Source organism: Pseudonocardia yunnanensis, from assembly GCF_039534065.1.
In the GTDB taxonomy this organism is placed as follows: Bacteria; Actinomycetota; Actinomycetes; order Mycobacteriales; family Pseudonocardiaceae; genus Pseudonocardia; species Pseudonocardia yunnanensis.
The window spans coordinates 1-24,753 of record NZ_BAAAUS010000070.1; the positions used below are offsets into that span (position 1 = coordinate 1).

The window sequence follows — 24,753 nt, forward strand, 5'->3', positions numbered from 1 at the left end:
ACGACGACCACTTCGTCTCCTCGTACCTGTCTCGCTACACCGGCTACTACCTCACCGGCGATGGCGGCCACATCGACGAGGACGGTTACGTGTTCGTCATGGGACGCATCGACGACGTCATCAATGTTGCCGGCCATCGGCTGTCGACCGGAGCGATGGAGGAGGCTCTCGCCGGGCATCCGGCCGTCGCCGAATGTGCAGTCATCGGGGTGGCGGACCCGATCAAGGGACAGATCCCGCGCGGATTCGTCGTCCTCAAAGACGGTGTCGACGCCGATGAAACGGACCTGTCGGCAGAGCTGGTCCAACGGGTGCGCACCCAGATCGGTGCCGTCGCCGCGCTCAGAGACATCGCGATCGTGGCGGGCCTGCCCAAGACCCGGTCCGGAAAGATCCTGCGCAAGACCATGCGAGCAATCGCCGACGGTGTGCAGGAGCCGGGCCCCTCGACCATCGATGACGTGAGCGTCCTCGACGCCATCCGTCCCATCTTGCGGCGCACTGACACCGCACGATCGACGGAAGGCGGACGATGAGGACTTGGTTGATCACGGGAGGGACCTCTGGCTTCGGCCGGGCGTATGCCGAGGAGGTCCTGGCGCAGGGTGATCAGGTGGTACTGACGGCGCGGAGGGTCGAGCAGCTCGACGGGTGGGCACAGAATCACGAAGCCCAGGCGCTGGTCCTGCCACTGGACGTCACCGATCCGGCCCAGGTCACCGACGCGGTCGCGGCCGCTCACGGCCGGTTCGGTGCGATCGACGTGGTGGTCAACAACGCCGGCGGCGGCTCGCACGGAGCCGTTGAGGACGCGGACGAGGCGGAGATCCGGTCGACGTTCGAGGCCAACTTCTTCGGCACGGCCAGGGTCATCCGTGCGGTTCTGCCCGGGATGCGAGCCCGTCGCAGTGGTTGCATCGTGAACATCTCGTCGGTCGGTGGCCTGCGTGCCTTTCCGGGTGTGGGGTATTACAACGCGGCGAAGTTCGCCGTCGAAGGGCTCTCGGAGTCGCTGCGCCACGAGGTGGAGCCGCTGGGGATCACGGTTCTGGTCGTCGAGCCCGGGGCGTTCCGCACGAGGTCCGACAGCGCCGGCTATTCGGATTCCACCGCCCCGGTGCTCGAGGACTACGCGGGCACTGTGGGTGTGTTGCGTGATGCACTCGTCGCCATGAACGGCAGGCAGCCCGGTGACCCTCGGCGGGCCGCGCAGGCCGTCGTCCAGGCGGTGGTGGGAGGCAACCCGCCACACCACCTCGTGCTGGGCAACCTCGGGTTCGAGCAGGTCACCGGGAAGCTTGAAGCGATGCTGGCCGAGATCCGGGCCTGGGAACCCGTCTCCCGCAGCGCGGACTTCCCCGAGAGCACGCACACGCCCGGCGCCTACGTCTGACCGGCGACCGATGTGGCCACCGGCTCCGTCTATCGGCATTTCCCGTCGAAAGCCGTGGAGGCAACATGACCATCACCAGTGAGAACGCTGCGGCCGAGCCCGCTGACTTCACCCGGCAGCGCCCCATCCCGGACAACCTCGTCCCGGATCTCAACGACGTGAACGCCTTCACTCACGACAAGCTCGCCTCCGGAATCGTCCGGCAGTACGCCCCCTGGGCCTGGGGTCGAGCCGAGAAGCTCGGCTCGCGGGTATGGGATCCTCGGGTGCTCAAAGCTGCACGCGACGCGCAGCGGTTCGTGCCCGAGCTGCGGACGCTGGACCGGCTCGGTAACGAGGTCCACGACGTCGACTTCCACCCCGCCTACCACGAGCTGATGTCGCTGGGCTTCGGCTCCGGCGTTCACTCGCTGGCGTGGACGGCGGATCAGCCAGGTGCGCACTCGGCCCGCGCCGTGCTGTCGTACCTGTGGAACCAGATCGACGGATCGACCGCCTGCCCGATCGGCATGGCGTACGCATCGATCCCGGTCCTGCGCAACCGGCCCGAACTGGCGCCGTGGGCCGAGGCGATCGCGGCAGAGGGCTACGACCCGGCGGACGTGCCGATCGAGCAGAAGTCCGCGGGCACGATCGGCTACTTCATGACCGAGAAGCACGGCGGCTCCGATCTCCGCGCCAACGTCACCGTCGCGCGCCCGGTCGGCCGCCGCGGCCCGGGCGAGACCTACGTGATCAACGGGCACAAATGGTTCGCGTCGGTGCCGATGTCGGATGCGTACTTGACCGTCGCCCAGACCGAAGGCGGGGTGTCCTGCCTTCTGGTTCCGCGCCGACGTCCGGACGGCAGTCTCAACGGGATCAGGATCAACCGACTCAAGGACAAGCTGGGCAACAAGGCGAACGCCTCGTCGGAGATCGAGTACCACGACGCCCTCGCCTTCCTCGTCGGTGAGGAGGGCAAGGGCGTGCGGGTGATCCTGTCCTCGGCCGAGTACACCCGGCTCGACTTCGCCGTCGGCTCCGCCGGTCTGATGCGGGCTGCGCTGTCGCAGTGCCTGCACCACAACGACAATCGCTCCGCGTTCGGCGCGCCGCTGTCGCAGCTGCCGATCCAGGCGCCGGTACTGGCCGACCTCGCGCTGGAGTGGGCCGGGGCCGCTCACCTCGGGTTCCGCGTGGCCCGCGCCGAGGACCACCAGGACGACGTGTCCGAGGAGCTGGTCAGCCGTCTGCTGACTCCGGTGGCGAAGTTCTGGAACTGCCGGCGTGTATCGAGCGTGACCGAGGAGGTGATCCAGTCCATCGGCGGTAACGCCTACATCGAGGAGCACCCCTGTCCCCGCTACTACCGGGAGGCACCGCTGAACGCGATCTGGGAGGGCACCTCGAACATGATGGTGATGGACGTCGGGCGCGTCCTCACCCGCGAGCCGAAGGCGATCGAGCCCGTGCTCGACGAAATCCGCACTGTCGCCGCGGAGCACCCGCTGCTGGACGATGTCCTCGCCGAGATCGAGGAACTCGTCATGGCGCCGGAGAACACCGCCCGCTACCTGGTGACCCGAATCGCGCTCGCGGTGCAGGCAGCGCTGCTCGTCCAGCACGCGCCCACGGTCGTCTCCGACGCGTTCGTCGCCTCACGGCTGGGAACCAGCTGGGGACCCGGGTACGGCACGCTGCGCGGCGTCGACTTCGAGGCCGTCATCGACTTCGCTCGGCTCAGCTGATCGACAGCTACACCTCACTCGCGTCAAGAAACCGGCTGGGAATTAGGCGGTATTCCTCCCGGTCTGAGCACCTCCCTGGATGTGTATCAGCGACAATATTGCTATCAACGATAAATTTATTTCGGCTCGAGCAGTGCTGTCTGCACTATGTTGATCGGCGGATAGGACGTTGCATTGAAGAACGTTTCAGTGCTCGACCGATTGGGGTGTTTTGGGGTGGCGGTTCGTAGTTTCGACAAGTTGTTCGTCGACGGCCAGTGGTTGGACTCGACCGGGTCGGGACGGATCGAGGTGATCTCGCCCCACACCGAGCAGGCGATCGCCTCCGTGCCCGACGGCACCGCCGGTGACATGGATCGGGCGGTCGCGGCCGCGCGGCAGGCGTTCGACCAGGGCGCGTGGCCCCGGCTGGCCCCCGAGGAGCGGATCGCCACCGTAGAGCGGTTCGCCGATGCCTTCCGGCGGCGGCTGCCCGAGGTGGCCGAGGTGGTGAGCGCGGAGAACGGCTGCCCGATCACGCTGTCCACCCACCTGCAGGCGGCCGGCCCGCTGGCCATCGTCGAGAGCTTCCTGACGGTGGCCAAGGAGTTCCCCTGGGAGAGTCAGCGGCCGGGGGCGACGCACGCGTCGGTGACCGTGCGCCGCGAGCCGGTCGGAGTGGTCGCGGCCATCGTGCCGTGGAACGTGCCGCTGATCCTCACCCTGTCCAAGTTGGTGCCGGCGCTGCTGGCCGGGTGCACGGTCGTGCTCAAGCCGGCCCCGGAGACCCCGCTGGACGCGTTCGTCATGGTGGAGGCGCTGGTGGAGGCCGGACTGCCGGCCGGCATGGTCAACGTGGTCCCGGGCGGGCGGGAGGTCGGCGAGCACCTGGTCCGCCACCGCGATGTGGACAAGGTCGCGTTCACCGGTTCCACCGCCGCCGGGCGGATCATCGCCGGCATCTGCGGCGAGCAGCTCAAGCGGTGCAGCCTGGAGCTGGGCGGCAAGAGCGCGGCCATCGTGCTCGACGATGCCGACCTGGCTGTGGTCGCAGAGGGTCTGAAGGCCACCTCGTTGCTCAACAGTGGGCAGGGCTGTGTCAACCAGTCTCGGGTGCTGGCCAGCCGGGCCAACTACGACAACGTGGTTGAGGCGGTGGTGGGGACCATGCGCTCGATGCCGGTGGGTGACCCGGCCGACCCGGCCACCGAGATCGGCCCGATGACGACCCGGCGCCAGCAGGAGCGGGTGGAGGGCTACATCGCGCTGGGCGAGAAGGAGGGCGCCGAGCTGGTGCTCGGCGGAACGGGCCGCCCGGACGGCCTGAACCGAGGCTGGTACGTGCGCCCGACGGTGTTCCGCAACGCGGACAACAACATGCGGATCTCCCGCGAGGAAATCTTCGGGCCGGTGATCACCGTGATTCCGTTCGACGACGTCGACGACGCCGTGCGCATTGCCAACGACTCCGAGTACGGCCTGGCCGGTTCGGTGTGGACCAGTGACTCCGACGCCGGAAATGCCGTCGCCCGGCGAGTCCGCACCGGCATGGTCGGCATCAACGGCTTCATGCCTGACTACGCCGCTCCCTTCGGCGGCTACAAGGCCTCCGGCATCGGCCGCGAGTTCGGCCCCGAGGGCCTGTCCGCCTACACCGAGATCAAGGCCATCTACCCGCCGCCGACCGCTTAGCGATGAGATCAGGGGTGGGTGGGGGCGCCGGGCCGGTCGGTGTCGAGCCGTCCGCTGAAGCGGAAGTAAGCGGCGATCAGAATGCCGATGGACAGCCAGCTGAGGCCGAGGATCTTGGCGTTGGCGTCGGCGTTCCAGAGCGCGTAGAGCAGCACCGCGGTGCCGATGACCGGGGAGATCCAGTGGACGAGCACCTTGCGGCTGCGGCCGCGGACGCCGAAGTGCACGAGCACCGCGATGTGCAGCAGGATGTAGGCGGTTATTGCACCGAAGGTCACCAGCGTCGTGAGTAGTTCTTCTTCCTGGGTACCGGCGATTCCGATCACCAGTGACAGCAGGGCGATGAACAGCATGGCGTTGCGCGGCACCCCGCGCGCGCTCACCGTCGACAGGAACCGGGGCAGCTGCCGGTCCCGGGCCATGCTGAACACCAGTCGGGACGACGTCGCCTGTGAGGCGATCGAGTTGGCGAAGATCGCGATCAGGGCAGAGGTGAGCGTGACCAGCACTTTGAACCACACCCCGACGACCTGGCCGGCGAGGTCGTAGTAGGCGCTGTTGGTGGCGTCTCCGTCGGGGAAGGTGGTGCCCCGCGGGACGTAGATCGCGGCCAGATACACCTGCAGCACGAACAGAAACGTCACGGCGACCAGTACGATCATGGTCGCCTTCGCCACGGCGCGACCCCCGCCGCGGGCTTCCTCGTTCAGCGTCGAGATCGCGTCGAATCCGATGAAGGCCAGTGCGGCGATCGGAATGGCGCCGAACACGATGCTCCACGAGAACCGGTCCGGGTCGAAGAACGGCCACAGCATCAGGTGGGCCCGTAATCCGACGAGGTCGGACAGCACCCAGACCACGAAGATCGCGAGCACGACGAGCTGGATGAGGAGGAACACCTTGTTCATCGTCGCGGTGACGGCGATGCCGCCGAGGTTGATGCCGGCCGCGAGCACCACGAAGACGATGATCCAGGCCCAGGCGGGGACCGCGGACCACAGACTGACCATGGCAGCGGCCGAGAACACCGACGCCAGCGCCGGCAACAACAGGTAGTCCAGAAGGATCGCCCAGCCGGCGAGAAACCCCACGAAGCTGTTGAGCCCCAGCCGCACGTAGGAGTAGACCGACCCGGCAATGGGATAATGCAGCGCCATCTCGCGGTAGGACAGGCCGCTGAACACCATCGCGACCGCGGCGACCACGAAGACCAGCCCCACCATGCCCGCGGAGAAGTTGAAGATGAGCCCGAACACCGCGAGCGGCGAGATCGGCACGATGTAGATCAACCCGTAGACGACCACGTCGGTCAGCGACATCGACCGGCGCAGCTCCTGCCGGTAGCCGAACTCCTCCAGCGTGGGCGCGCCAGGCCGCTGCGCGGAGCCGGCGGCGCCGGGGCTCGGGCCGCGGCCGCCGGGCTCAGTCATGCCGGCGGAGGAAATCGCCCACGACCCGGGTGAACTCCGCGGGCGTCTCGAGGTGCGGGATGTGGCTGGCGCCGGCGAACTCGTGGTGGCGTACGTCGCTGATGCGCTCCACGAACGGTGCCCATGCCTGGGGGCGGGCCTCGTCATACTCGCCGCTCAGCACGAGAGTCGGGGCGGAGATGCCGTCGAGACGGTCGATGACGGACCAGCCGACAAGCGTTCCGGTGATCGTGAACTCGCTGGGTCCGAACATGGTGCCGTAGACCGTCGGATCGTTCTCCACGTTCGCGAAGCTGTCCTGTAGATCCTGGGGCCACGGGTCGAGTCGGCAGATATGCCGTCGGTAGAACTGGTCCACCGCGGAGAGGTACTCGGCACTGTCGGTCGTGCCGGCCCGCTCGTGCTCGGCGATGAGGTCCTGGGTCTCACGCGGCATGGCACCCAGCAACTCGGTGATGCCCTGTGCGAACAGCGACATCGATGCCAGACCGTTGGCCAGGGTCATGCTCGCCACCCCGCCGGGGTGCCTCAGCACGTACTCCGGCGCGAGCATTCCGCCCCACGAGTGCCCGAGCAGGTGGAACCCGTCGGTGAGCCCGAGGCGCTCCACGAGGTTGCGCAGCTCGGCGACGAACAGCTCGATGGTCCAGAACTCCGGCGGGGCGTCGGGCAGGTGGCTGCTGTTGCCGCAACCGATCTGGTCGTAGTGCACCACCCGGCGCCCGTCGTGCCCGAGCGCTCCCACAGCGAGCGTGTAGTTGTGCGCCATGCCGGGGCCGCCGTGCAGGACCACGACCGGCCGGCGCTCCTCATTCGGCTCCGCCGGATGAAGCACCCGCACCCACGTCTGGTGGTCACCGAACGGGAGCGTCAGCGTTTCGACCCGCCCGGGGACCGCAGCCTCGCCGGCTGTCGATTCCAAGCCGTTTGATTCCATGCTCGAATCCACGATGGTGACTGAAACATGGAAACGGTCTGCCGGCAACGCCTTGAATATGAGTTTTTTTAATGAGAGGGTGAGAAAAATCGCGGCGCGCGCTGTCCGTCGCCCTCTTGGGCCCGTCGCCGCCATCGCGGTCATATTGTCATCGGGGACGATAGTCCCCGGAGGTCTACAGGCGGGAGATTCCGGAACCCGTGACAGGGTGGGGGAGTGTTCGCATTTAGGTAATGCGACACCTGTCTCCTCGTGGCACACGCACCGTCGTCACCCCTCGGCACCACTGCCCGGGAGACCCGGTTGTCGTCATGTTCTTGATGCCGGCGACCTATGATTGTTTTCGCTGACGATCCTCCGGGACGCGAATTTGACATGTGACGTGGTTCGAACAAGGGTGGCGGTACCTACGGCGCGGTACCCCGCCGGCTCGTGCGCCAGGACTGGCATCGCCTCGACCTGATATCGCGATTCGGATTGCCGCACGCGACACGCTGCCTACGGCTCGGGCGAGGCTCGCCAAGTTTCCTGGGGTGACCGAAGAGGAGGTGTGGGACGTAATCAGCGGGCTGCGAAACTGTAAACGACTTGGCCACCTTCGCCTTCCGGTCACCATTGACATACCGGACGGTCCGAGTCTGTACCTCATGTACGGAGCCCCCCGTCTTGTCCTGAAAGTGGCGCTGTCCGCCGTTGTCGAGTGCCGTCGGTGATGATCCGGTCGATCTGCTCGTGGTCGGAATCGATCGAAGATCAGCTGGAAATCGGCTCACAGTAGACCTGACTCACCACGTATCCTGGAGACGTCTCGTGCCGGGTGAGGACAGCGGAAGGGGCAACCGCCCACAATGGGACTGAACACCAGAGATCACGGCAAAGGCTAAAAACAGCGTGATCTGGGCGTGTTGCGGCCGCATGTCGCCAACCGTCCCGGCAGAGCGGCTGACGATGAGGAGTTCCACCTCCCCGTGACTGGAGTGTGGGTGCGCGGATGACATCAATGAAGATTGAACAGATACGGCGACTGCGTCGGCCAAAGGACGATCAGGGCTCGGTTGTGTGGGGTGAACGAGTGCTGAAATCCTATCTACGCGCCATTCTGAGATCCAGCGCGACCGCCGCTGATCCTGCCCCTGCAGTCCATTCGTAGCCGTTCTGGCACGTCCGGCTGCGCCCTCGTCGGCGGCGCGGTGCATGTGGCTCGATTCCCTGCCCGGCCGCCGGATCAGCCTGCCATTTTCGCTTGAGCCACCGTGCCCACGGCCATGGCCTGACCGCACCCTGCTCGCGGCCCACCCTGCCGCCGTCATCCGAAGTTGTGAATCGAATGGGCACCGCTCGGAGACGAAACCCGGGCGAGCCTCGAAAAGCTGGAGGAACAAGGTGATCCACTCCCGACGGTCGTTCCTGATCGGCGTGCCCGTCGTGGCCGCAGCGGCGATGGTGACGACGTCCACAGCGGCGATGGCCGCCCCATCCCACCAGAGCCCGATCGCTATCCGGTCCCGATCCGCCGTCGAGGACCCCAAGCTCCCCGAACTCGTCATCGACTACCCCGACCACGTCGACCTGCACGTCCACTACGTCCGACACGACGCGAACAATCCCGCCGGCTGCACCATCCGCGGCCCCGAGGAAACCATCCAAGCCGACGTCCCCGCCGACACCGCCGCCGTACACATCGCCGGCGTGCGCTACGAGCTGCTGCAGTTCCACTTCCACACCCGCTCCGAGCACGTCCTGGACGGGCACCACTACTCCCTCGAACAGCACTACGTGCACCGCGGGCCACAGGGCCAAACCCTCGTCATCGCGCTGTTCCTCACCCACGGCGGGCGCGGCGGCACCCCCCAGGACGCGGTACTGCACACCCTCCCCCAGGAGTGCGGCACAGATCGGCAGATCACCGTCAACCTGAAGAAATCGCTGCCCGGCGATCTGTCCACGTTCCGCTACGACGGCTCACTCACTACCGCGCCCTACACCGAAGGCGTCGCATGGCTCATCCTGCGCCGGCACCACGCCGTCACCGACGCCACCGTCAACCGCTTCGAGGAACTGTTCCCCAAGGGCAACGCACGCAAGCTGCAGCCACTGAACAACCGCACCGTGCGCTACCGCCGACAGCGGTAGCCGGCCCGGCGACACCGACGGCCCACGTCTGTAGATCGTCTCTTCTGCGTCTTCATCGACGTGTCAGCGTGGGACAACCGTGCCTGGCGTCATTCGGGTTCAGCGCTTCGACAAGTGGGGGTACATCATGCAGGTCGGCGTCACCCTGGGCTTCAGTAATCTTCGAGACGACATGACCGACGCGCAGATGTTCCGCGCCGAAGCACAGTTGGCGCTTCGCGTCGAAGAATTCGGCTTCGACACAGTTTGGGCAGTCGAGCACCATTTCGACAACTACAGCATGTGTACGGACAACATCCAGTTCCTCGCGTGGGTCGCCGCCCGCACGGATCGGGTCAGGCTCGGGACGGCGGCCGTCATCCTGCCGTGGCACGACCCCCTGCGGGTCGCCGAAAAGATGATCATGCTCGACATCCTGTCCGAGGGCCGCGCGCTCTTCGGAATGGGTCGCGGCCTCTCCCGCAAGGAGTACGCGTCACTCGGCGTGGACATGGGGGAGTCGCGAGAGCGCTTCGACGAGGCCGCCGCGATGATCCTGGGCGCACTGGAGACCGGGGTCATCTCAGGCGACGGGCCTTTCTACTCGCAGCCGGAGGTCGAGCTCCGCCCGCGACCCGAGTCCTCCTTCGCGGATCGCGTCTACTGCGTGGCGGGCTCGCCGGAATCCGTCGTCTCGGCCGTGGCGGCGAAGGGCAGGCTGCTGGCCTTCATCACCGGTCCGGTCGAGGACGACATGGCGAACTTCCTGGCCTATCGCGAGCAGTACGAGGCGGCCCACGGGACCGAGGCTCCGCCGATAGCCGTGACCCTGAACCTCTACTGCCACGATGACGGCGAGCTCGCCCGGGAGCGCGCCTCCGGGTACGTGCCCCGCTTCTTCTACTCGAACGTCGAGCACTACGAGATGGCGGGCGAGCACTTCACGGGTATCGGCGGCTACGACCGGCACGACGAGCGGGCCCGCCAGCTTCGCGAGCTCGGGCTGGAGAACGCCGCCGCCCGTTATGCGGGGGCCGCTCTCGTCGGCACGCCGGACGACGTGCTGGCCACGTTGGCGCACGTGCGCGACGTCCTGGGTCGCTTCGAGCTGCAGTTGGTCCCGTGCTTCGGCGGTATGCCGGTGGAGCAGGCCGACGCGAGCCTGGAGCTCTTGGCGCGCGAGGTGCTCCCGGTTGCGAAGAAGTTCGACTGAGCCACGGCGCGCTCCGTCACACCTGGGCCCAGCGTTCCTTCGGGCACTTGACAGTCGAGAACAGTCCTCCTAACCTCTTAAATTAAGTTTGATGGTTACAGGAGAGGCGATCATGGCCCGCAAGTTCGCCGAGTTGATGTTCACGCGGGCCGTCCGCGCTGCGCAAGCCAGATACGGCGGCAGGGCGGACCGCCTGCTCACCGCCGCCGACCCACGGGACCGGCTCGGGCCGGACGAGGTGGAGTTCCTGCAGACCCGCGACGGGTTCCACCTCGCCACGGTCGGCGAGACGGGCTGGCCGTACGTGCAGTTCCGCGGGGGCCCGCCCGGGTTCCTGCAGGTACTCGACGAGCGCACCATCGCCTGGGCCGACTTCCGCGGCAACCGCCAGTACGTGAGCACCGGCAACCTCGATCCGGCAGGGGATGCGCGGGTGGCGATCATCGCCATGGACCACGCCCGGCAGCTGCGTATCAAGCTGCTCGGCACCGCGCGGATCATCGATGCCGACGCCGACCCCGAGCTCACAGCACGGGTGACCGTGCCTGGTTACCGCGCGGTCGTAGAGCGGGTAGTGGTGGTGGAGCTGGCGGCATTCGACTGGAACTGCCCGCAGCACATCACGCCCCGATACACCGCCGACGAGCTGCGGGACGTCGTGGCTCCGCTGGTGGCCGAGCTGGAGCAACTGCGCGCCGAGAACGCCCGGCTCCGCTCCGCTGCACAGGACGCACCGGTCAGGGCACGTTGAGGATCTCGAGGCGGCACGACCCTGCGATACGTCCCGCCACTTGCTCTGACGGCCGTTTCATGGCCCGCTCGATGCGGCCGAGCCGAGGCCCGCGAGCGCGGTCGCGGTGAGGTTGCTCAGCGCGCACCCGTTCGGCGGATGGGTGCCCATAGTTGGTCGGCGTCGCCGGCGGCGAGCCGGCCTCGGTAGACGTCGATCTTGTGGTCGATGATCTTGAGGTTTTCCTGTATCTCAGCGAGTTTGGCAATCACGTCGGCACGGTGGGCTTCCATCAGGGCGAGTCGTTCCTGCTCGTTGCCGTGCCCGGCGGATACGAGCTCGGCGTAGCGACGGATGGCCTTGATGGGCATGCCGGTGGCCCGCAGCTTGGTGCAGACGACGATCCAGTCGAGGTCGCGCTGGTGGTAGCGGCGCCAGCCGCCGCCGGTGCGGTCGACGGTCGTGACGACCAAGCCCGCGCGTTCGTAGTAGCGCAGGGTGTGGACGCTGACCCCGGTGCGGCGCGCTGCCTCGGCGATGCTCAGCCCTGACCGGGGGTCGGAGCGAGCGGGCTCGGGTACCGGTTGCGGCTTGACTTCGAGCACGCTCTAAATCCTAGCGTCGTGATCATGATTGCTTCAGCGCCGCAGCGGACCACCGCCGGTGAGCCCGGACGACGCCGACGATTCCTGGTTCTCGCGATCTGTTGCGCCAGCGTGATCGTCGTGGTCATGGACATCTCCATCGTCAACGTCGCGCTGCCGGTCATCCGGCGCGATCTGCGCGCCTCGGTGTCCGGCCTGCAGTGGACGGTCGACGCGTACACCCTGGTGCTGGCCGGCTTCCTGGTGCTGGCCGGGTCCGTCGCCGACCGGGTCGGCCGTCGGCGAATCTTGCAGGTCGGCCTCGCTACGTTCGGGCTCGGCTCGTTGCTGTGCGGCCTGGCGCCGAGCATCGATTGGCTGATCGCGGCGCGTGCGCTGCAGGCCGTCGGTGGAACGATGCTCAACCCGGTGGCGATGGCGATCGTCGCCACCACGTTCCCGGAGCCGGCCGAGCGGGCCAGGGCCATCGGCGTGTTCGGCTCGGTATCCGGCCTGGCGCTGGCGCTGGGTCCGATCCTCGGCGGCGCCCTGGTCGACGGTTTCGGCTGGCGCTCCGTCTTCTGGATCAACGTGCCGATCGTGGTGGCCGCGATCGTGTGCACCGCGCTGTTCGTGCCCGAGTCACGTGCTGCCCGGGCACGCCGGTTCGACCCGGTGGGCCAGATCCTGATGATCCTCATGCTGAGCTGCGTCGTCTACGCGATCATCGAGTCCACCAGGTTGGGCTGGACCTCGCCGGTCATCCTCGGTTTACTCGGCATCGCGATGCTCAGCGCGCTGGGCATCCTCGGCTATGAACCGCGCCGAATCGACCCGCTGCTGGAGCTACGCCTATTTCGCAGCGTGCCGTTCAGTTCGGCGATCCTGATGGCGCTCTTCGCCTTGTGCGGGTTCAGCGCGTTCCTGTTCGTGACCACTCAGTATCTGCAGGACGTGCGCGGTATGTCGGCGCTGACGGCCGGGCTGTGCCTGCTCCCGGTCGGGGTGCTGGTCGTGGTGCTGTCGCCATTCACCGGCCGAATAGTCGGCGCGCGTGGTTCTCGACTACCGCTGGTGGTCTCCGGGGCCGCGCTGGCGTTCGGCGGCGCCGCGTCGATCTGGCTCGTACCGGACACTCCGCTGCCGGCCGTGCTCGCGATCCATCTTCTCTTCGGCATGTTCCTCGCCACCGTCAACCCGCCGATCACCACCACGGCAGTCTCCGGAATGCCCCGGTCGATGGCCGGAGTGGCAACCTCGTTGGCCTCCGCCGGCCGGCAGACGGGCACCACCCTGGGCGTCGCGATCTCCGGAACCATCGTCGGATCGGCCTCGGCGCGCGGCGGGACGGCGTTCACCAGCGCCGAGCACGGCGTGTGGTGGCTGGTTCTCGGGCTCGGCGTCGGGATCCTTGCCATAGGGCTCCTCAGCACCGGGCGCTGGGCCTCGGACACCGCCGTGCGGGCCGCAGCATTGTTCGAGGGCGTCGACAACGGCGCCGCGGTGGGCCGGCCGTGAACCACGTGGGCTGCAGGACGTCGAGGACGGACCTATCGTCAGCGTTTCGGTGTACCCGCGCCCCCGCTGAGGAGGGCCGCGTGAGGGCTGTCGACCACTTCGCGCCTGACATGCCGAGTCGGGTGACGAACTGATCGCCGGCGAGATCGACAACTGGGAGGCGAACCGATCATGCAGGTGCAGGGCTATCCACTGGAATGCGTGACGTCCGAGGGCGAACGGATGCTCGTCATCGGTTGGGTCGAGATCGGAGGCACGCTCGGCGGAGGCGAGATGCCCGCCCCGTGCGTCGTCAGCCTCGACGGGACACCATCCGAGTTGCACGCGCTGACGGGCCCGGTCGAGTTCCGGCTACCGAGCGGGCACTAGCCCGGCGAACAGCGAGCGATCGCGGTCGCGAGGTCGCGTCCGCGTTTCACGCGGCGGGCCCAAGGAATCCGGGCTGATCCCTCGATGGGGTCGATCGGCGAGCCGAGACCGAGTGTGCGGTGTGCCGGCATGCCGCGCGGATGTCCGGCGGCCCATATAGGAATGTCGTCGTGGACCAGGTCGTGGTCGACGTGCTCGACGCCGTAGAGCGTCAGGACTGGTCGACGGTGCGGTTGTTGCTGCATCCCTACCTGCATTGGACCCAGGACGGCGTCGTAGTGCGCGGTCGTACCAAGATCACGGCCGACCGGCCGTGACGCGTCACGCAGTGACGCGTGGGGTGACCACGTCGCAACGCGTTACGCGTCCCGCCCACCCTGTTCCTCGTCGAGGGCGGTGACCAGCCGATCCAGCACACGCATCGCGCTGTCGAACGCCTCGGGGCCGACGTGGTCACCCCATGCCGTCTCGATCTCGGCGACCCGCTTCCCGGCCAGTGCGAGGACCTCCCGCCCACGAACCGTGGGGAAGATCAGCTTGGCGCGTCCGTCGGCAGGGTCGCGCCGACGCTCGAGGTAGCCCTTGCGCTGGAGGTCATCCACCAGTTCGGCACAGGCCGCGAGGCTCAGCTGAGCCCGTCCTGCCAGCGTCGTGAGCCGGACGCCGTCCACGCCCACGTTCCCGAAGATGTGCAGGTGGGCGTCCCGTAGATCGGTGACGCCGTTCTCGGCCGCCACCGCGAGGACCTCCCGCCGGAAGCGCTGGAGGAGGCGGACGAGGAGCTGCCCCACCGCCAGGCGGTCGGTTGGCAGTGGCCGGGTTGACGATCTCACGATCGAGCACAATACTCCGGAATCCGAAGCATCGGATTCCGAAGTATCTGGAGGAGACGTGCAGGTCGACACGGGCATCGGCCCCGTGCATGTCGAGGTCGTCGGGGACGGCCCGGCTGCCGTGCTGTGGCACAGCCTGTTCCTGGATTCACGCCAGTGGGACCGCGTCCGCCACACCCTGGCGGCCCATCGCACGCTTGTGCTGGTCGACGGCCCCGGGCACGGGCAGGGCGGCCTGCCGCCCCACCGCTTCACGTTCGACGACTGCGCCGACGCCGCCGCGCTCGCCCTCGGCACCCTGGGCCTCGGGCAGGACGTCGACTGGGTCGGCAACGCGTGGGGTGGGCACGTCGGCTACGCGTACGCCTCCCGGTACCCGGCGCGAAGCCTGGTGACGATCGGCGCACCGCCGACGCCGCTACCGCCCGCCGAGCGGCGGCAGATCGCTCTGCTGACCGCGGCTTACCGTGCCGTCGGCCCTCGCCCTCTCACCGGCGCGGTCGTCGCCGCCCTCCTCGGTGCGGACGCGGACGCGCAGTCCGTCGCCGTGGTCCGCGACACGTTCCGATCGAACAACCGAACGGGGATGCAGCGCGTGATGCGCGCGATGATGCTCCAACGGCCGGATCTCACCGACCGGCTCCACCGGATCTCCGCACCGGTCCTGCTGATCGCCGGGGACCGGGATCCGATGTGGACACCGGCCCGGGCCGCGGAGACCGCTGCAGGGCTCCCGCACGTCCGGACCGCCGCGATCGAGAACGCCGGGCACCTCCCTCCGCTCGAGAAGCCGGCGCGGACGGCCGTGGAGATCCTCTCGTTCTGGCGTCAGACGTCGCCCGTGACGTCCTGACAGAAGTGGGGGAGTGCCGGCCTCGGCCCGCGGCGACCGTCCTCACGGTGGAGTCTGCGATACCGCCGATTAACGCTGCCATAAGCCAACGTTTTTTCAACGTCCGTCGCAGATCAGGAGAAGGTCCGCTGCGAGAGATGAACTGTGAAGAGGGTGGCCAGCAGCAAACCCCGCGTCGTGATCACCCACTGGGTCCATGACGATGTCATCGACCACCTGCATCAGTTCTCCACGCCGGTACCGGTGGCCGGTCGCACCGTGTTGTCCCGTGACGAGGTGCTGGCTCGCGCGCGCGACGCCGACGGTCTGCTCGCGTGCATGACCGACCGCGTGGACGATGACCTTCTCGATCGCTGTCCACGCCTGCGGGTCATCAGCGCAACGCTGAAGGGGTACGACAACTTCGACGCCGCCGCCTGCACCCAGCACGGGGTGTGGCTGACCGCACTGCCCAGCCAGCTCACCGCACCGACGGCAGAGCTCTGCATCGGGCTGATCATCGGGCTGATGCGACACGTGGCTGCAGGCGACAGGCACGTGCGCAGCGGCGCATTCCGCGGCTGGCGACCAGAGCTGTACGGAGCCGGCCTGGCCGGGTCAACGGTCGGAATGATCGGTATGGGCGCGATCGGGCAAGCGCTGGCACGGAGATTGCGCGCGTTCGACGCACGAGTGCTCTATCACGACGTCCGGCCGCTGATGCCCGAGCACGAGGCCGAACTGGACGTCCGGCGGGCGTCGCTGGATGAGCTACTCGGTGCGGGCCATGTGGTGCTGCCGCTGCTGCCGCTCCGAGATGACACCGCAGGCCTGCTCGACAGAAGCGCACTCGCCCGGATGCGGACCGGGGCGTACCTGGTGAACGTCAGCCGTGGGTCCGTGGTCGACGAGGCTGCCGTGGCCGATGCGCTCGAATCGGGACGGCTCGGCGGCTACGCGGCCGACGTCTTCGCCCTGGAGGACTGGGCCCGGGCCGACCGCCCCGGTCGCATCGACCCGACCTTGCTCATGCACCCGAACACCCTCTTCACCCCGCATCTGGGTTCGGGGGTCGACGACGTCCGGCGCGCGATGAGCCACGCGGCCGTCGACCAGATCGCCCAGGCCCTGGCCGGCGGGCGCCCTGAATACGCAGTCAACGACGCACACAGCGGAACAACCTGAGCTCGTGCAAGGAGTACAGCATGCGACGACAAATCCTGCTCCTGAGGTTCGAAACGCAGACAACGCCGCGCGCGGGAGATCCGTCCAGCTTGACCGTGCAATCGGGTCCGGGCTCGATAACCCTGCTGGAGGGCGACGACTCCTGGGTGCCGACCGAGGCGTCCTACGAGACCCGCGTCACCATCACCGGTGAGACCACCTTCGTAGAGGAAGGCGAAATCGTCTTCAACGGTGCAGGTTTGCGGCTGACCACGGTCGGTGCGGGCGTTATCGAACCCTCCGCCGAGGAGGGCACGTCGCGCGGTGCTGTGAACTGGCAGGTCGAGGGCACGGGCCGGCTGAGCGGTGCAACCGGACTGGTGTCAGCGAACTTCGAGTTCGAGCCTGAGCGCGGGAGTGCTGTGGACTATCACATTGTTCGGCTCTTCCTCCCCTGACCGGGGCCCGGATGCCACGGATCAGGGCGCTGCGGTGCCGGCGCTGTGCCAGTCGCGGACGGCGGCCACCGCCTCCTGCTGGCTGAGCCGGGAGCCGGCGTCGTACGGCGGGTTGAACCGGTCCGCACCCAGCGCCTGCCGGACCTGAGCGACCAGCTCCGCTTCGTCCTGCCGGAGCAGCGGCAGCGGCAAGGTCCGCAGGCCGACCCGGCGGCGCAGGCCCTCGACTGCCCCCGCCAGCAGCGCCGCCCTCTCGGGGTCACCCTCCACGAACGCCAGCCGAGCGAACGCGGCCAGGCACAGAGTGAGGCCGCGAGTGCTGTGGGCCACCAGGCTCAGCTCCAGCGCCTCATCCATCTGCGCCCGGGCCTCCTCCGGTCTGCCTTGTGCGACGGCCATGGTGCCCAGATACACCCGGGAGACGGCGGCGAGCCAGGGGTTGTCGAGCCGCTCCGCGAGGTCGCGCATCTCGGTCAGGTGGCTCAGGGCGTCGTCGTGGCGGCCGACGGTCACCTCCACGAAACCGGCGGTGCAGGCGGCCAGCGCTGTCCAGAACGGCTCGTCCTGGCCACGGAGCTGCTTCAGGGAGACCAACGCGCCCTGTAGGGCGCCGTCGAAGTCGCCGACGACCCCCGAGGTCCATGCCATGACCAGCTGGGAGACAGCGCGGAGGTAGGGGTCCCCGATCCCGTCCAGCAGCGGCGCCAGACGCTCGCGGGCCGCCAGCGCCGCTTCGTCGTCGCCGACCTCGACGCCGGTCGCTGCCGCCGTCGACGCCAGTTCGACCTGGGCCTGGAGGTCGAAGGAGTCAGCAGTGGGCAGCAACTGGTCGACCCAGGAGTGGGCCTCGCCGAGATGGTCCCGCAGGAACCAGAAGAGCCAGAGGACCCGGAACATGTGGGGCAGCGGCCCGGTGTCGTGGTCGAGGTACCAGCGCACGGCGGCGGCCAGATTGCCTTCCTCGACATCCAGACGCTCGAACCCCCCGCGCAGGCCGGCGCCGCGCAACTGCCGGTCGGCCTGCTCGGCCAGCGCCCGGTAATAGCCGGCGTGCCGCGAGCGGATCTCGGCGGCGTCAGGCCGGGCCGCCAACTGCTCGGCCACGAACGCGTGGATGGTCTCCAGCATCCGCGGCCGGGGGCCGTCGCCGGCGGGGGCGAGGTGGATCAGGCTGTGGCGAGCCAGTGCCTCGGACCGTTCCAGCGCCTGATCCTCATCCAGGACGGCCACCTGGGCAGCGGCCTCGACGGTCCAGCCGTCGACGAACACCGCCGCGACCTCCAGCAGCGACCGCTCGGCATCCTCCAGCAGCCCGACGCTCCACTCCACCGTGGCCCGCAGGGTGCGCTGCCGCTCGGGCATGTCCACCGCGCCCACTCCCAGCGCGTCCAGCGACCTGGCAAGCCGGCCGAGTAGCGCGTCCGGGTCGAGCAGCCGTGTGCGGGCGGCCGCCAGCTCGATCGCCAGTGGCAGCCCCTCCAGCCGCCGGCAGATCTCCGCCACCGCCGCCGCGTTGCTCGCGGTGAGGGCGAAGCCGGGGCGCACCGCGCGAGCTCGGTCCACGAACAGCGCCACCGCCGGCGAGGCCGCAAGCTCCGCCACGGGCACGCCGGCGGGATCAGCGGGCAGCTGCAGCGGCTGAACCGGGTACACCAGCTCCGCCCGCAGCCCCAGCTCCGTTCGGCTGGTCGCCAGGATCACCACGCCACGACAGCGGGTCAGCAGCGCGTCGACGTCGCAAGCGGCGTCGACCACCTGCTCGAGGTTGTCGAGGATGAGCAGCCACCGGCCGTCGTCGAAGTACTCGACCAGGGTCTCCAGCGGCGAGCCTGTGCCCGCCAGCTCAGCCCCCACCGCCCGGGCAACGGCCGTCAGCACCAGCTCAGGCTGGGTGATCGCCGCCAGCGGAACGAACGCGGTGCCCGCCTCGAAGCGGTCAACCAGCCGCTCGCCCACCGCGACCGCCAGCCGGGTCTTGCCGATCCCGCCCAACCCGGTGAGGGTCACCAATCGCACGTCGGGGCGCCCGGCCAGATCGGCTACCTCCTCGATGGACTGCTCCCGTCCGACCAGCGAGGTCACGTCCACCGGCAATGGGCGCGGCCCTCGCGGAAGCGCCATGGCCGTGGCCGAGGAGCGCGCTGCGGCGAATCGCTCGCTCAGCAGCATCGCCAGGTCGTCGCGCACCAGCCGCCCCAGCTCCGCCGGTGTGCGGAAGTGACGGTAGGACGCCGTGCCGTCCTCCGTGATGCGGGCCAGCAGTTCGGTGAGGCGCGGATCGCGGTCCGGCGCCGGCGCCTTGACGTACAGCAGCCGGGGCAACGACCGTGACAGCTCGAACTCGTCCTCCAGGCCGGAGACCTCCATGCCCGGCCCGATCCACCCGTACTGCTGTCCGTACAAGCCGACGAACACATCGCTTTGCGCCAGGTACGCCTGGTACAAGTCCCGCGGTGGATACGGCCGCGCCCCCGCCTCGAACGTCACCGGCGTCAGCCGCAGCGCCGAGATGGCGCGCGAGACCGCCTGCCGCTCATCCGCCAGCTCGCCCAGCGTGGAGCTGACGAAGACCCGCAGACGCCGGTCCGGAGTCCGGATGACCCCGCCCCCCGGCAGCCCCTCGTGTCCTGATTGCCCCATCTGCGGCTCCACCTTGCGAGTCTCGAACGGGGCGGCCCTGCAGGCAACACGAGCGCAGGCGCCAACCTGTCCGTCGGTTACCACTGCCCTGTGCTGGTGCCGCCGGTCCCGGCGCACAAGCTCGGGGTGCTCGCGCGTCGGCGGCCGCCGGCGCTCCGCTTCGTCTATCCCGCTGGGCGACCGTCCCGTTCGTGTGGATCTATGGAGCGGGTGTGCCGTTCGTTGGAGGCGGAGGCGTGTTGTCGCGACGCTGCGGCGTCGTCTCTTCGGCGATGTGGATCACGAAGCAGAGCGGGACCCTGGGTCGCTCCTTGCGGAGGCCATGCTTATGGCGTGTAGACGAGGCCGGATGACTGTGGTGTGACAGATTCCGCGCCCGATAGATGTGTCTCACAGGAGAATCGCCCACGGTCGCCGATGTGGTCGCCGTTGAGACTGATGGGACTGCGGATCTCAGTGGTCGCAATGGAGGAGCAATGCCACCGAATGTCGCTCCCAGTGAGGGTGATCACGCAATCACGTTGTCACAGATAGCCGCTCGCTCTCGTCATGCCCATGACAAGAGCAGATCCACGTCCAGGCAGGTCACGGTTCGCGCTCAGGTGCACCAGGAGGATCGACATGAAATGGCCGATCCGGAGCGGGCTGCGGCAACCGGACTCGGGGCACGATATGGCAGGCTGCGGAACTCCCGGCCAACGGCGCCCGTGTGCCGCCAGGGCGCACGCACAGGGATCTGCGAGGGAGGCCGAAATGTATCGTCACGCCATCGTTTGCGCCGCGCCGTCGAGTGAAATCAGGAAGCAGGTGAAGGGCTCAACGACGTCTTCGCGTGCCGGCGCTGCGCAGCCACGATCTCGGCTGCTGGTCGCGCGCACAACGCACAGGCATCTCCGCGTCGGTGGTTCCAGAGGTTCTTGGTGAGTCCACAGTGGAGTCTCCGGGTTGTGAGTGGGTGGCGGGTGCTACCGGGTCGGGACCGGGAGTCCGAGCTGCTGGCACAACCGCTGGAAGCCGTGCTGGGCGGGGAAAGCCGGGCACTGGTTGTGCACGGTGAACCCGGCGTGGGCAAGACCGCCCTGCTCGACCACGCCCTGGCGCACACCCCCGGCGCCCGGATCGCCCGCGCCGCCGGCATTCAATCGGAAATGGAACTGGCCTACTCCGGTCTGCACCAGCTCTGCGTCCCCCTGCTCGAACATGCCGACCGCTTACCCACCCACCACCACGACGCGCTCACCACCGCCCTGGGCCTGCACGACGGCCCGACGCCCGACCGCTTTCTCGTCGGCCTGGCCGTGCTGGGTCTGCTCGCCGAAGCGGCCCGCGGACAACCCCTCATCTGCCTCATCGACGACGCCCAGTGGCTCGACCGGGCATCCGCCCAAACCCTTGCCTTCACCGCCCGCCGTCTCGGTGCCGAATCCGTCGCCATGCTGTTCGTGACCCGCCGCACCTCCGACATCCCCGAGCTCGATGGCCTCCCCGACCTCCTCCTCACCGGCCTGTCCGACCACGACGCCCGCGCACTGCTGGCCACCGCGCTGCCCTGGCCCGTCGACGAGCGCGTTCGCGACCGGATCATCGCCGAGGCCCGCGGCAACCCCCTCGCCCTGCTGCAACTCCACCGCGGCCTCACTCCCGCCGAACTCACTGGCGGCTTCGGGCCCGCCCCAGCAACCGCACTACCCACTCGGATCGAGACCTCCTTCCAACGTCAACTCACCCCCTTGCCCAGCCCCACGCGACAACTGCTGCTCCTCGCCGCAGCCGAGCCTCTCGGCGACCCCACCCTGCTCTGGAAGGCCGCCCACTACCTCGGCATCAGCCCCGAAGCCGCAGCTCCCGCAGCCGCGGTCGAACTCCTCACCATCGACAACCAGGTCCGCTTCCACCACCCCCTTGAACGCTCCGCCATCTACACCGCCGCCTCACCCGACGAACGCCGCCACGCCCACCACGCCCTCGCCTACGCCACCGACCCGCACGCCGACCCCGATCGCCACGCCTGGCACGCCGCCCAAGCCACCACCCACCCCGACACCACCATCGCCGACGCCCTCGAACACTCCGCCGCCCGGGCTCAAGCCCGCGGAGGCCTTGCCGCCGCCGCCGCGTTTCTGGAACGCGCCGCCCACCTCACCCCTGATGCCGGCCACCGCACCCAACGAGCACTCGCCGCCGCCCACGCCAAGCACCGCGCCGGCATACCCACCGCCGCCCAGGCCCTCATCTCCCTCGCCGAAGCCGGTCCCCTCACCACCCACCAACAGGCCGACATCAACCTCCTCCGCGCCCAGATCGCCTTCACCACGCGCCGCGGAAACGACGCACCACGGCTCCTCCTCGAAGCTGCGCAGAAATTCGAGACGATCAACCCGCGAAAAGCCCGCGAAACCTACCTCGAAGCACTCTCCGCAGCCATGTTCGCCGGCCTGCTCGCCGACAGCGGATGTATTCGAGAAATCGCCGAGGCCGCCCGCACCGCACCGCCCGCCGCAGAGCCGGCCTGCGCGGCAGATCTTCTGCTCGACGCGTTGGCGGTTCTCTTCACCGACGGCTACGCCGCCGCCGTCCCGTTGTTGAGAAGGGTGCTCGGCGCTTTCCGCAGCGAGGACATTCCTACGGAGGAGGCGCTCCGTTGGTTCTGGCTCGCTTCCCGTGTTCCATCGCTTTTGTGGGACTTCGACACCCTGGACGTGATCAACGCCCGCTTCGTCACGCTCGCCCGCGACGCAGGCGCGCTCGCCGAGCTCCCCATCGCGCTCTGCGCGCGCATCCTCGTTCTCACCGCCAGAGGTGACCTCGAGGCGGCCGAGCAGATGGTGGGCGAGCTGGAAACGGTGACCGAGGCGACGACCAGCCCCGTCGTGCCCTACGGCGCCCTCCTGCTCGCTGCCTGGCGCGGTAACGAAAGCAAGGTCGACACGCTCATCCACACCACCACCACCGGATCATTCCGCCGCGGCGAAGGAATCGGTCTCTTCTTCGTCGGCTGGGCGCAAGCGCTCCTCTACAACAGCCTCGGTCGCTACACCGACGCCCTCGCCGCAGCCGAACAAGCCGCCAAGCAACAGGAGATGACGGGCCTGCCCACATGGTTGGTGCAGGTCGAGCTCATCGAGGCGACAGCCCGGAGCGGCATGCCCGGCCGCGCCGCCTTCGCGCTGAAGCAGCTCACCGACGTCACGCGGGCCAGCAGCACCGAGTGGGGGCTGGGCATCGCGGCCCGGTCCCGCGCGCTACTCACCGACGGCCCGGCGGCCGAACGCATCTACCGTACGGCGATCCACCGGCTGTGCAGGGCCGGGCTTCGTGGGGAGCTGGCCCGCGCGCACCTCGTCTACGGCGAATGGCTGCGGCGCCGGCGTCAGCGCGTGGCCGCCCGCCAGCAACTCCGCACCGCCTACGACATGTTCACCGACCTCGGCATGGAAGCCTTCGCCGGGCGCGCAGGCCGCGAACTCCGCGCCACCGGTGCCACCACCCGTAAACGCGCCAACGGAACCCCAAATCTCCTCACCCCCCAAGAAGGCCAGATCGCCCGCCTCGCTCGCGAAGGACTCTCCAACGCCGAAATCGGCGCCCGGCTCTTCATCAGCCCCCGCACTGTCGAGTGGCACCTCCGACGAATCTTCAAGAAGCTCCACATCAGCTCACGCAAGCAACTCGACGGCTGAACTGCGCGACGCCGCGTCTTCTACCGCGGCCTGCCTTGCGCCTCAGCTGTCGAGCCGCCAGGTCCGTCTCTCGCTGGGCCCATCGCGGTGCCACCGCAGGGGACATGCGAGCGGTTCTCCGAGTCCGGCCTCTGCAGGATCGAAGAGGGCGGCTCGGGCCACGGTGTGTTGGGCAGCGTCGATGTGCTGCCAGCCGACCATCTCTCCATCGACGCGTGCGACTGACGTGGATGAGCGACGGGTGGCGGCGAGGACCCTGCGTGCCCAGGCGAGTTTGCTGGGTGCGGGTGCGAACGCGGCGTTGGTCATGCGAAGTTGCCGGGGGCGCAGGCACAACTTGCCTGTGAAGCCGAGCGTCACCGAGTGCCGCAGGTCCGCGCCCAACCCGACGATGTCGTCGGGGTCGACGCTCGGCCCGTCGATCGGCCCGGGCAGCCCGGCCGCGCAGCTGGCCATCACCAGACGTGAACGGGCGTAGAGCAGCGCAGCCGCCCCGCCCGTGATCCCCAGCTCACGTCCCAGCCCTGCCGATCCGAACGCGAGCCGCAACGTGCCATGAGCAGCAGCGATGTCATCGGCGTTCTCGATACCAGCGGCCGTCTCCAGCAGCGCCACGATCATCACACCCGCCCGCAGCTGTGCTTTGACGGCCCGGATCTGATCCACCGACTCGGTTCGAGGCAGAACGACCCCCCGCAGTCCCGGAGCGGCGACGACCGCGCGGAGGTCACCGCTGCAGAGGTCGGTATCCGATCCATTCACCCGCACCCACGCGTTGCCGCCGTCGGAAAGATACTTCGCGACCGCGTAGCGGGCGGGTTCCCTCTTCTCGGGTGCAACGCTGGTCGCCAGGTCGAGGAGCAACGCGTCCGCTTCCTGATTCTCGGGCGTGCTGAACTGATCGGGACGGTGGCCGGGAACGATCAGCCACGTACGGGCGTCGACACCGCTGATTCTGCTCACAAATCTCCTTCATCGTCGCACCGAAGGAAGCGACATCTCCTCCGGTTCTCGTTGACCCAGGTGACGCTGGATCAGATTCGCTGCCCGGCATTCAAGAAATGTCCAAAGTGGCCTTTCCGTCGTCATCACTCGGGTGCGGCCTCGCGAGATCGATCCCCCTGTCCGATCTCGCGAGACCAACGCCAACACTGGAACAGCGAGCACCTTTGTCGCACCCTTGTCCGACAAGGGCAGACCCACGGGGCCCCGCGGTAACGCCACGGCCGCCCGCACCAGCGGGATCCCTGGAACCGTCTCTCCCCGGGGAGGTTCCCGGCCCCGCTCGCGTGCCGGTGCGGCGTAGAGTCCGTCGCTCCCTGGGAGGAGATCTGACCGCGACGGCGCACTCACCGGGCGTTGCTGATGTCCAGCACAGCAAGACACCGGCCTGGACGGGCGGCCTGGCGGCTGCTGACCTGTGCGACGACTGCGTCCGTCGCTGACGACGGGACTCCAC

General features: G+C 68.4%; 20 protein-coding genes. 14 read left to right on the plus strand and 6 right to left on the minus strand.

Annotation, left to right across the window (positions count from 1 at the left end; translation table 11 throughout):
• The 4 genes from ABD743_RS44105 to ABD743_RS44120 all read left to right on the plus strand — a co-directional run.
• Positions 1–536 (plus strand): AMP-binding enzyme (locus ABD743_RS44105; RefSeq protein ID WP_425567066.1); only part of this gene is annotated, 536 nt, incomplete at its 5' end.
• On the plus strand, positions 533–1,393 hold the full coding sequence (locus tag ABD743_RS44110; protein WP_344730647.1) for an oxidoreductase: 861 nt from the start codon (positions 533–535) through the stop codon (positions 1,391–1,393). The genes ABD743_RS44105 and ABD743_RS44110, both read left to right, overlap by 4 nt.
• A gap of 65 nt (positions 1,394–1,458) precedes the next feature.
• Entirely contained in the window at positions 1,459–3,123 is a 1,665-nt protein-coding gene (locus tag ABD743_RS44115) for an acyl-CoA dehydrogenase family protein (RefSeq protein WP_344730650.1), read from the plus strand.
• A gap of 216 nt (positions 3,124–3,339) precedes the next feature.
• Complete coding sequence (locus ABD743_RS44120; protein WP_344730652.1) at positions 3,340–4,794, plus strand: aldehyde dehydrogenase; 1,455 nt, start codon at positions 3,340–3,342, stop codon at positions 4,792–4,794.
• 8 nt (positions 4,795–4,802) lie between these two features.
• Here ABD743_RS44120 and ABD743_RS44125 read toward each other — a convergent pair whose 3' ends face one another.
• Together ABD743_RS44125 and ABD743_RS44130 are read right to left on the minus strand one after the other, a co-directional pair.
• Positions 4,803–6,224 carry an APC family permease gene (locus ABD743_RS44125; protein WP_344730654.1) on the minus strand — a complete coding sequence of 474 codons (1,422 nt, stop codon included), beginning with the start codon at positions 6,222–6,224 and terminating at the stop codon, positions 4,803–4,805.
• Positions 6,217–7,305: a proline iminopeptidase-family hydrolase gene (locus ABD743_RS44130; protein ID WP_344730656.1), complete on the minus strand. Its 1,089-nt coding sequence runs from the start codon at positions 7,303–7,305 to the stop codon at positions 6,217–6,219. Before ABD743_RS44130 ends, ABD743_RS44125 begins: the two co-directional genes overlap by 8 nt.
• Positions 7,306–8,544: 1,239 nt before the next feature.
• Between ABD743_RS44130 and ABD743_RS44135 the strand changes: the two genes are divergently transcribed.
• The 3 genes from ABD743_RS44135 to ABD743_RS44145 all read left to right on the plus strand — a co-directional run bounded on the left by ABD743_RS44135 (position 8,545) and on the right by ABD743_RS44145 (position 11,237).
• On the plus strand, positions 8,545–9,294 hold the full coding sequence (locus ABD743_RS44135) for a carbonic anhydrase family protein (protein WP_344730658.1): 750 nt from the start codon (positions 8,545–8,547) through the stop codon (positions 9,292–9,294).
• Between the two features lie 79 nt (positions 9,295–9,373).
• Positions 9,374–10,486, plus strand: a complete 1,113-nt coding sequence (locus ABD743_RS44140) for an LLM class flavin-dependent oxidoreductase (protein ID WP_344730660.1) — start codon at positions 9,374–9,376, stop codon at positions 10,484–10,486.
• 91 nt (positions 10,487–10,577) lie between these two features.
• Complete coding sequence (locus ABD743_RS44145; RefSeq protein ID WP_344730662.1) at positions 10,578–11,237, plus strand: pyridoxamine 5'-phosphate oxidase family protein; 660 nt, start codon at positions 10,578–10,580, stop codon at positions 11,235–11,237.
• A 116-nt stretch (positions 11,238–11,353) separates the two neighbouring features.
• On the opposite strand, the gene ABD743_RS44150 is transcribed toward ABD743_RS44145, so the two are convergent.
• A complete protein-coding gene (locus ABD743_RS44150) occupies positions 11,354–11,821 on the minus strand; it encodes a MerR family transcriptional regulator (protein WP_344730664.1) in 468 nt (155 codons plus the stop codon).
• A gap of 24 nt (positions 11,822–11,845) precedes the next feature.
• Here ABD743_RS44150 and ABD743_RS44155 point away from each other — a divergent pair, with 24 nt between their 5' ends.
• The 3 genes from ABD743_RS44155 (at position 11,846) to ABD743_RS44165 (ending at position 14,004) form a co-directional block, all read left to right on the plus strand.
• On the plus strand, positions 11,846–13,318 hold the full coding sequence (locus ABD743_RS44155; protein WP_344730666.1) for an MFS transporter: 1,473 nt from the start codon (positions 11,846–11,848) through the stop codon (positions 13,316–13,318).
• 201 nt (positions 13,319–13,519) lie between these two features.
• Positions 13,520–13,687 (plus strand): hypothetical protein, encoded by a 168-nt coding sequence (locus ABD743_RS44160; protein WP_344730668.1) that lies wholly within the window; start codon positions 13,520–13,522, stop codon positions 13,685–13,687.
• A 170-nt stretch (positions 13,688–13,857) separates the two neighbouring features.
• The gene (locus tag ABD743_RS44165) at positions 13,858–14,004 is read left to right on the plus strand and encodes a hypothetical protein (RefSeq protein ID WP_344730670.1); all 147 of its coding nucleotides are present in this window, start codon (positions 13,858–13,860) and stop codon (positions 14,002–14,004) included.
• A 42-nt stretch (positions 14,005–14,046) separates the two neighbouring features.
• On the opposite strand, the gene ABD743_RS44170 is transcribed toward ABD743_RS44165, so the two are convergent.
• Positions 14,047–14,520, minus strand: a complete 474-nt coding sequence (locus ABD743_RS44170; protein ID WP_344730672.1) for a MarR family winged helix-turn-helix transcriptional regulator — start codon at positions 14,518–14,520, stop codon at positions 14,047–14,049.
• Between the two features lie 58 nt (positions 14,521–14,578).
• Here ABD743_RS44170 and ABD743_RS44175 point away from each other — a divergent pair, with 58 nt between their 5' ends.
• From ABD743_RS44175 to ABD743_RS44185, 3 genes are all read left to right on the plus strand, one after another.
• The gene (locus tag ABD743_RS44175; RefSeq protein WP_344730674.1) at positions 14,579–15,373 is read left to right on the plus strand and encodes an alpha/beta fold hydrolase; all 795 of its coding nucleotides are present in this window, start codon (positions 14,579–14,581) and stop codon (positions 15,371–15,373) included.
• 153 nt (positions 15,374–15,526) lie between these two features.
• A complete protein-coding gene (locus ABD743_RS44180) occupies positions 15,527–16,537 on the plus strand; it encodes an NAD(P)-dependent oxidoreductase (RefSeq protein ID WP_344730675.1) in 1,011 nt (336 codons plus the stop codon).
• A 20-nt stretch (positions 16,538–16,557) separates the two neighbouring features.
• Entirely contained in the window at positions 16,558–16,974 is a 417-nt protein-coding gene (locus ABD743_RS44185; RefSeq protein ID WP_344730677.1) for a hypothetical protein, read from the plus strand.
• A gap of 21 nt (positions 16,975–16,995) precedes the next feature.
• Here the strand turns inward: ABD743_RS44185 and ABD743_RS44190 are convergent, their stop codons facing one another.
• Positions 16,996–19,614, minus strand: a complete 2,619-nt coding sequence (locus tag ABD743_RS44190) for an ATP-binding protein (protein ID WP_344730679.1) — start codon at positions 19,612–19,614, stop codon at positions 16,996–16,998.
• Positions 19,615–20,561: 947 nt separating this feature from the next.
• Between ABD743_RS44190 and ABD743_RS44195 the strand changes: the two genes are divergently transcribed.
• A complete protein-coding gene (locus ABD743_RS44195; protein ID WP_344730681.1) occupies positions 20,562–23,294 on the plus strand; it encodes an AAA family ATPase in 2,733 nt (910 codons plus the stop codon).
• Between the two features lie 42 nt (positions 23,295–23,336).
• On the opposite strand, the gene ABD743_RS44200 is transcribed toward ABD743_RS44195, so the two are convergent.
• A complete protein-coding gene (locus tag ABD743_RS44200) occupies positions 23,337–24,257 on the minus strand; it encodes an HpcH/HpaI aldolase/citrate lyase family protein (protein WP_344730683.1) in 921 nt (306 codons plus the stop codon).
• Positions 24,258–24,753: the final 496 nt, after the last annotated feature.

Coding starts and splice junctions, on each gene's coding strand:
- ABD743_RS44110 (WP_344730647.1), top strand. CDS start 533: ATGAGGACTTGGTTGATCACGGGAGGGACCTCTGGCTTCGGCCGGGCG.
- ABD743_RS44125 (WP_344730654.1), bottom strand. CDS start 6,224: ATGACTGAGCCCGGCGGCCGCGGCCCGAGCCCCGGCGCCGCCGGCTCC.
- ABD743_RS44185 (WP_344730677.1), top strand. CDS start 16,558: ATGCGACGACAAATCCTGCTCCTGAGGTTCGAAACGCAGACAACGCCG.
- ABD743_RS44155 (WP_344730666.1), top strand. CDS start 11,846: ATGATTGCTTCAGCGCCGCAGCGGACCACCGCCGGTGAGCCCGGACGA.
- ABD743_RS44190 (WP_344730679.1), bottom strand. CDS start 19,614: ATGGGGCAATCAGGACACGAGGGGCTGCCGGGGGGCGGGGTCATCCGG.
- ABD743_RS44145 (WP_344730662.1), top strand. CDS start 10,578: ATGGTTACAGGAGAGGCGATCATGGCCCGCAAGTTCGCCGAGTTGATG.
- ABD743_RS44115 (WP_344730650.1), top strand. CDS start 1,459: ATGACCATCACCAGTGAGAACGCTGCGGCCGAGCCCGCTGACTTCACC.
- ABD743_RS44130 (WP_344730656.1), bottom strand. CDS start 7,305: ATGACCGCGATGGCGGCGACGGGCCCAAGAGGGCGACGGACAGCGCGC.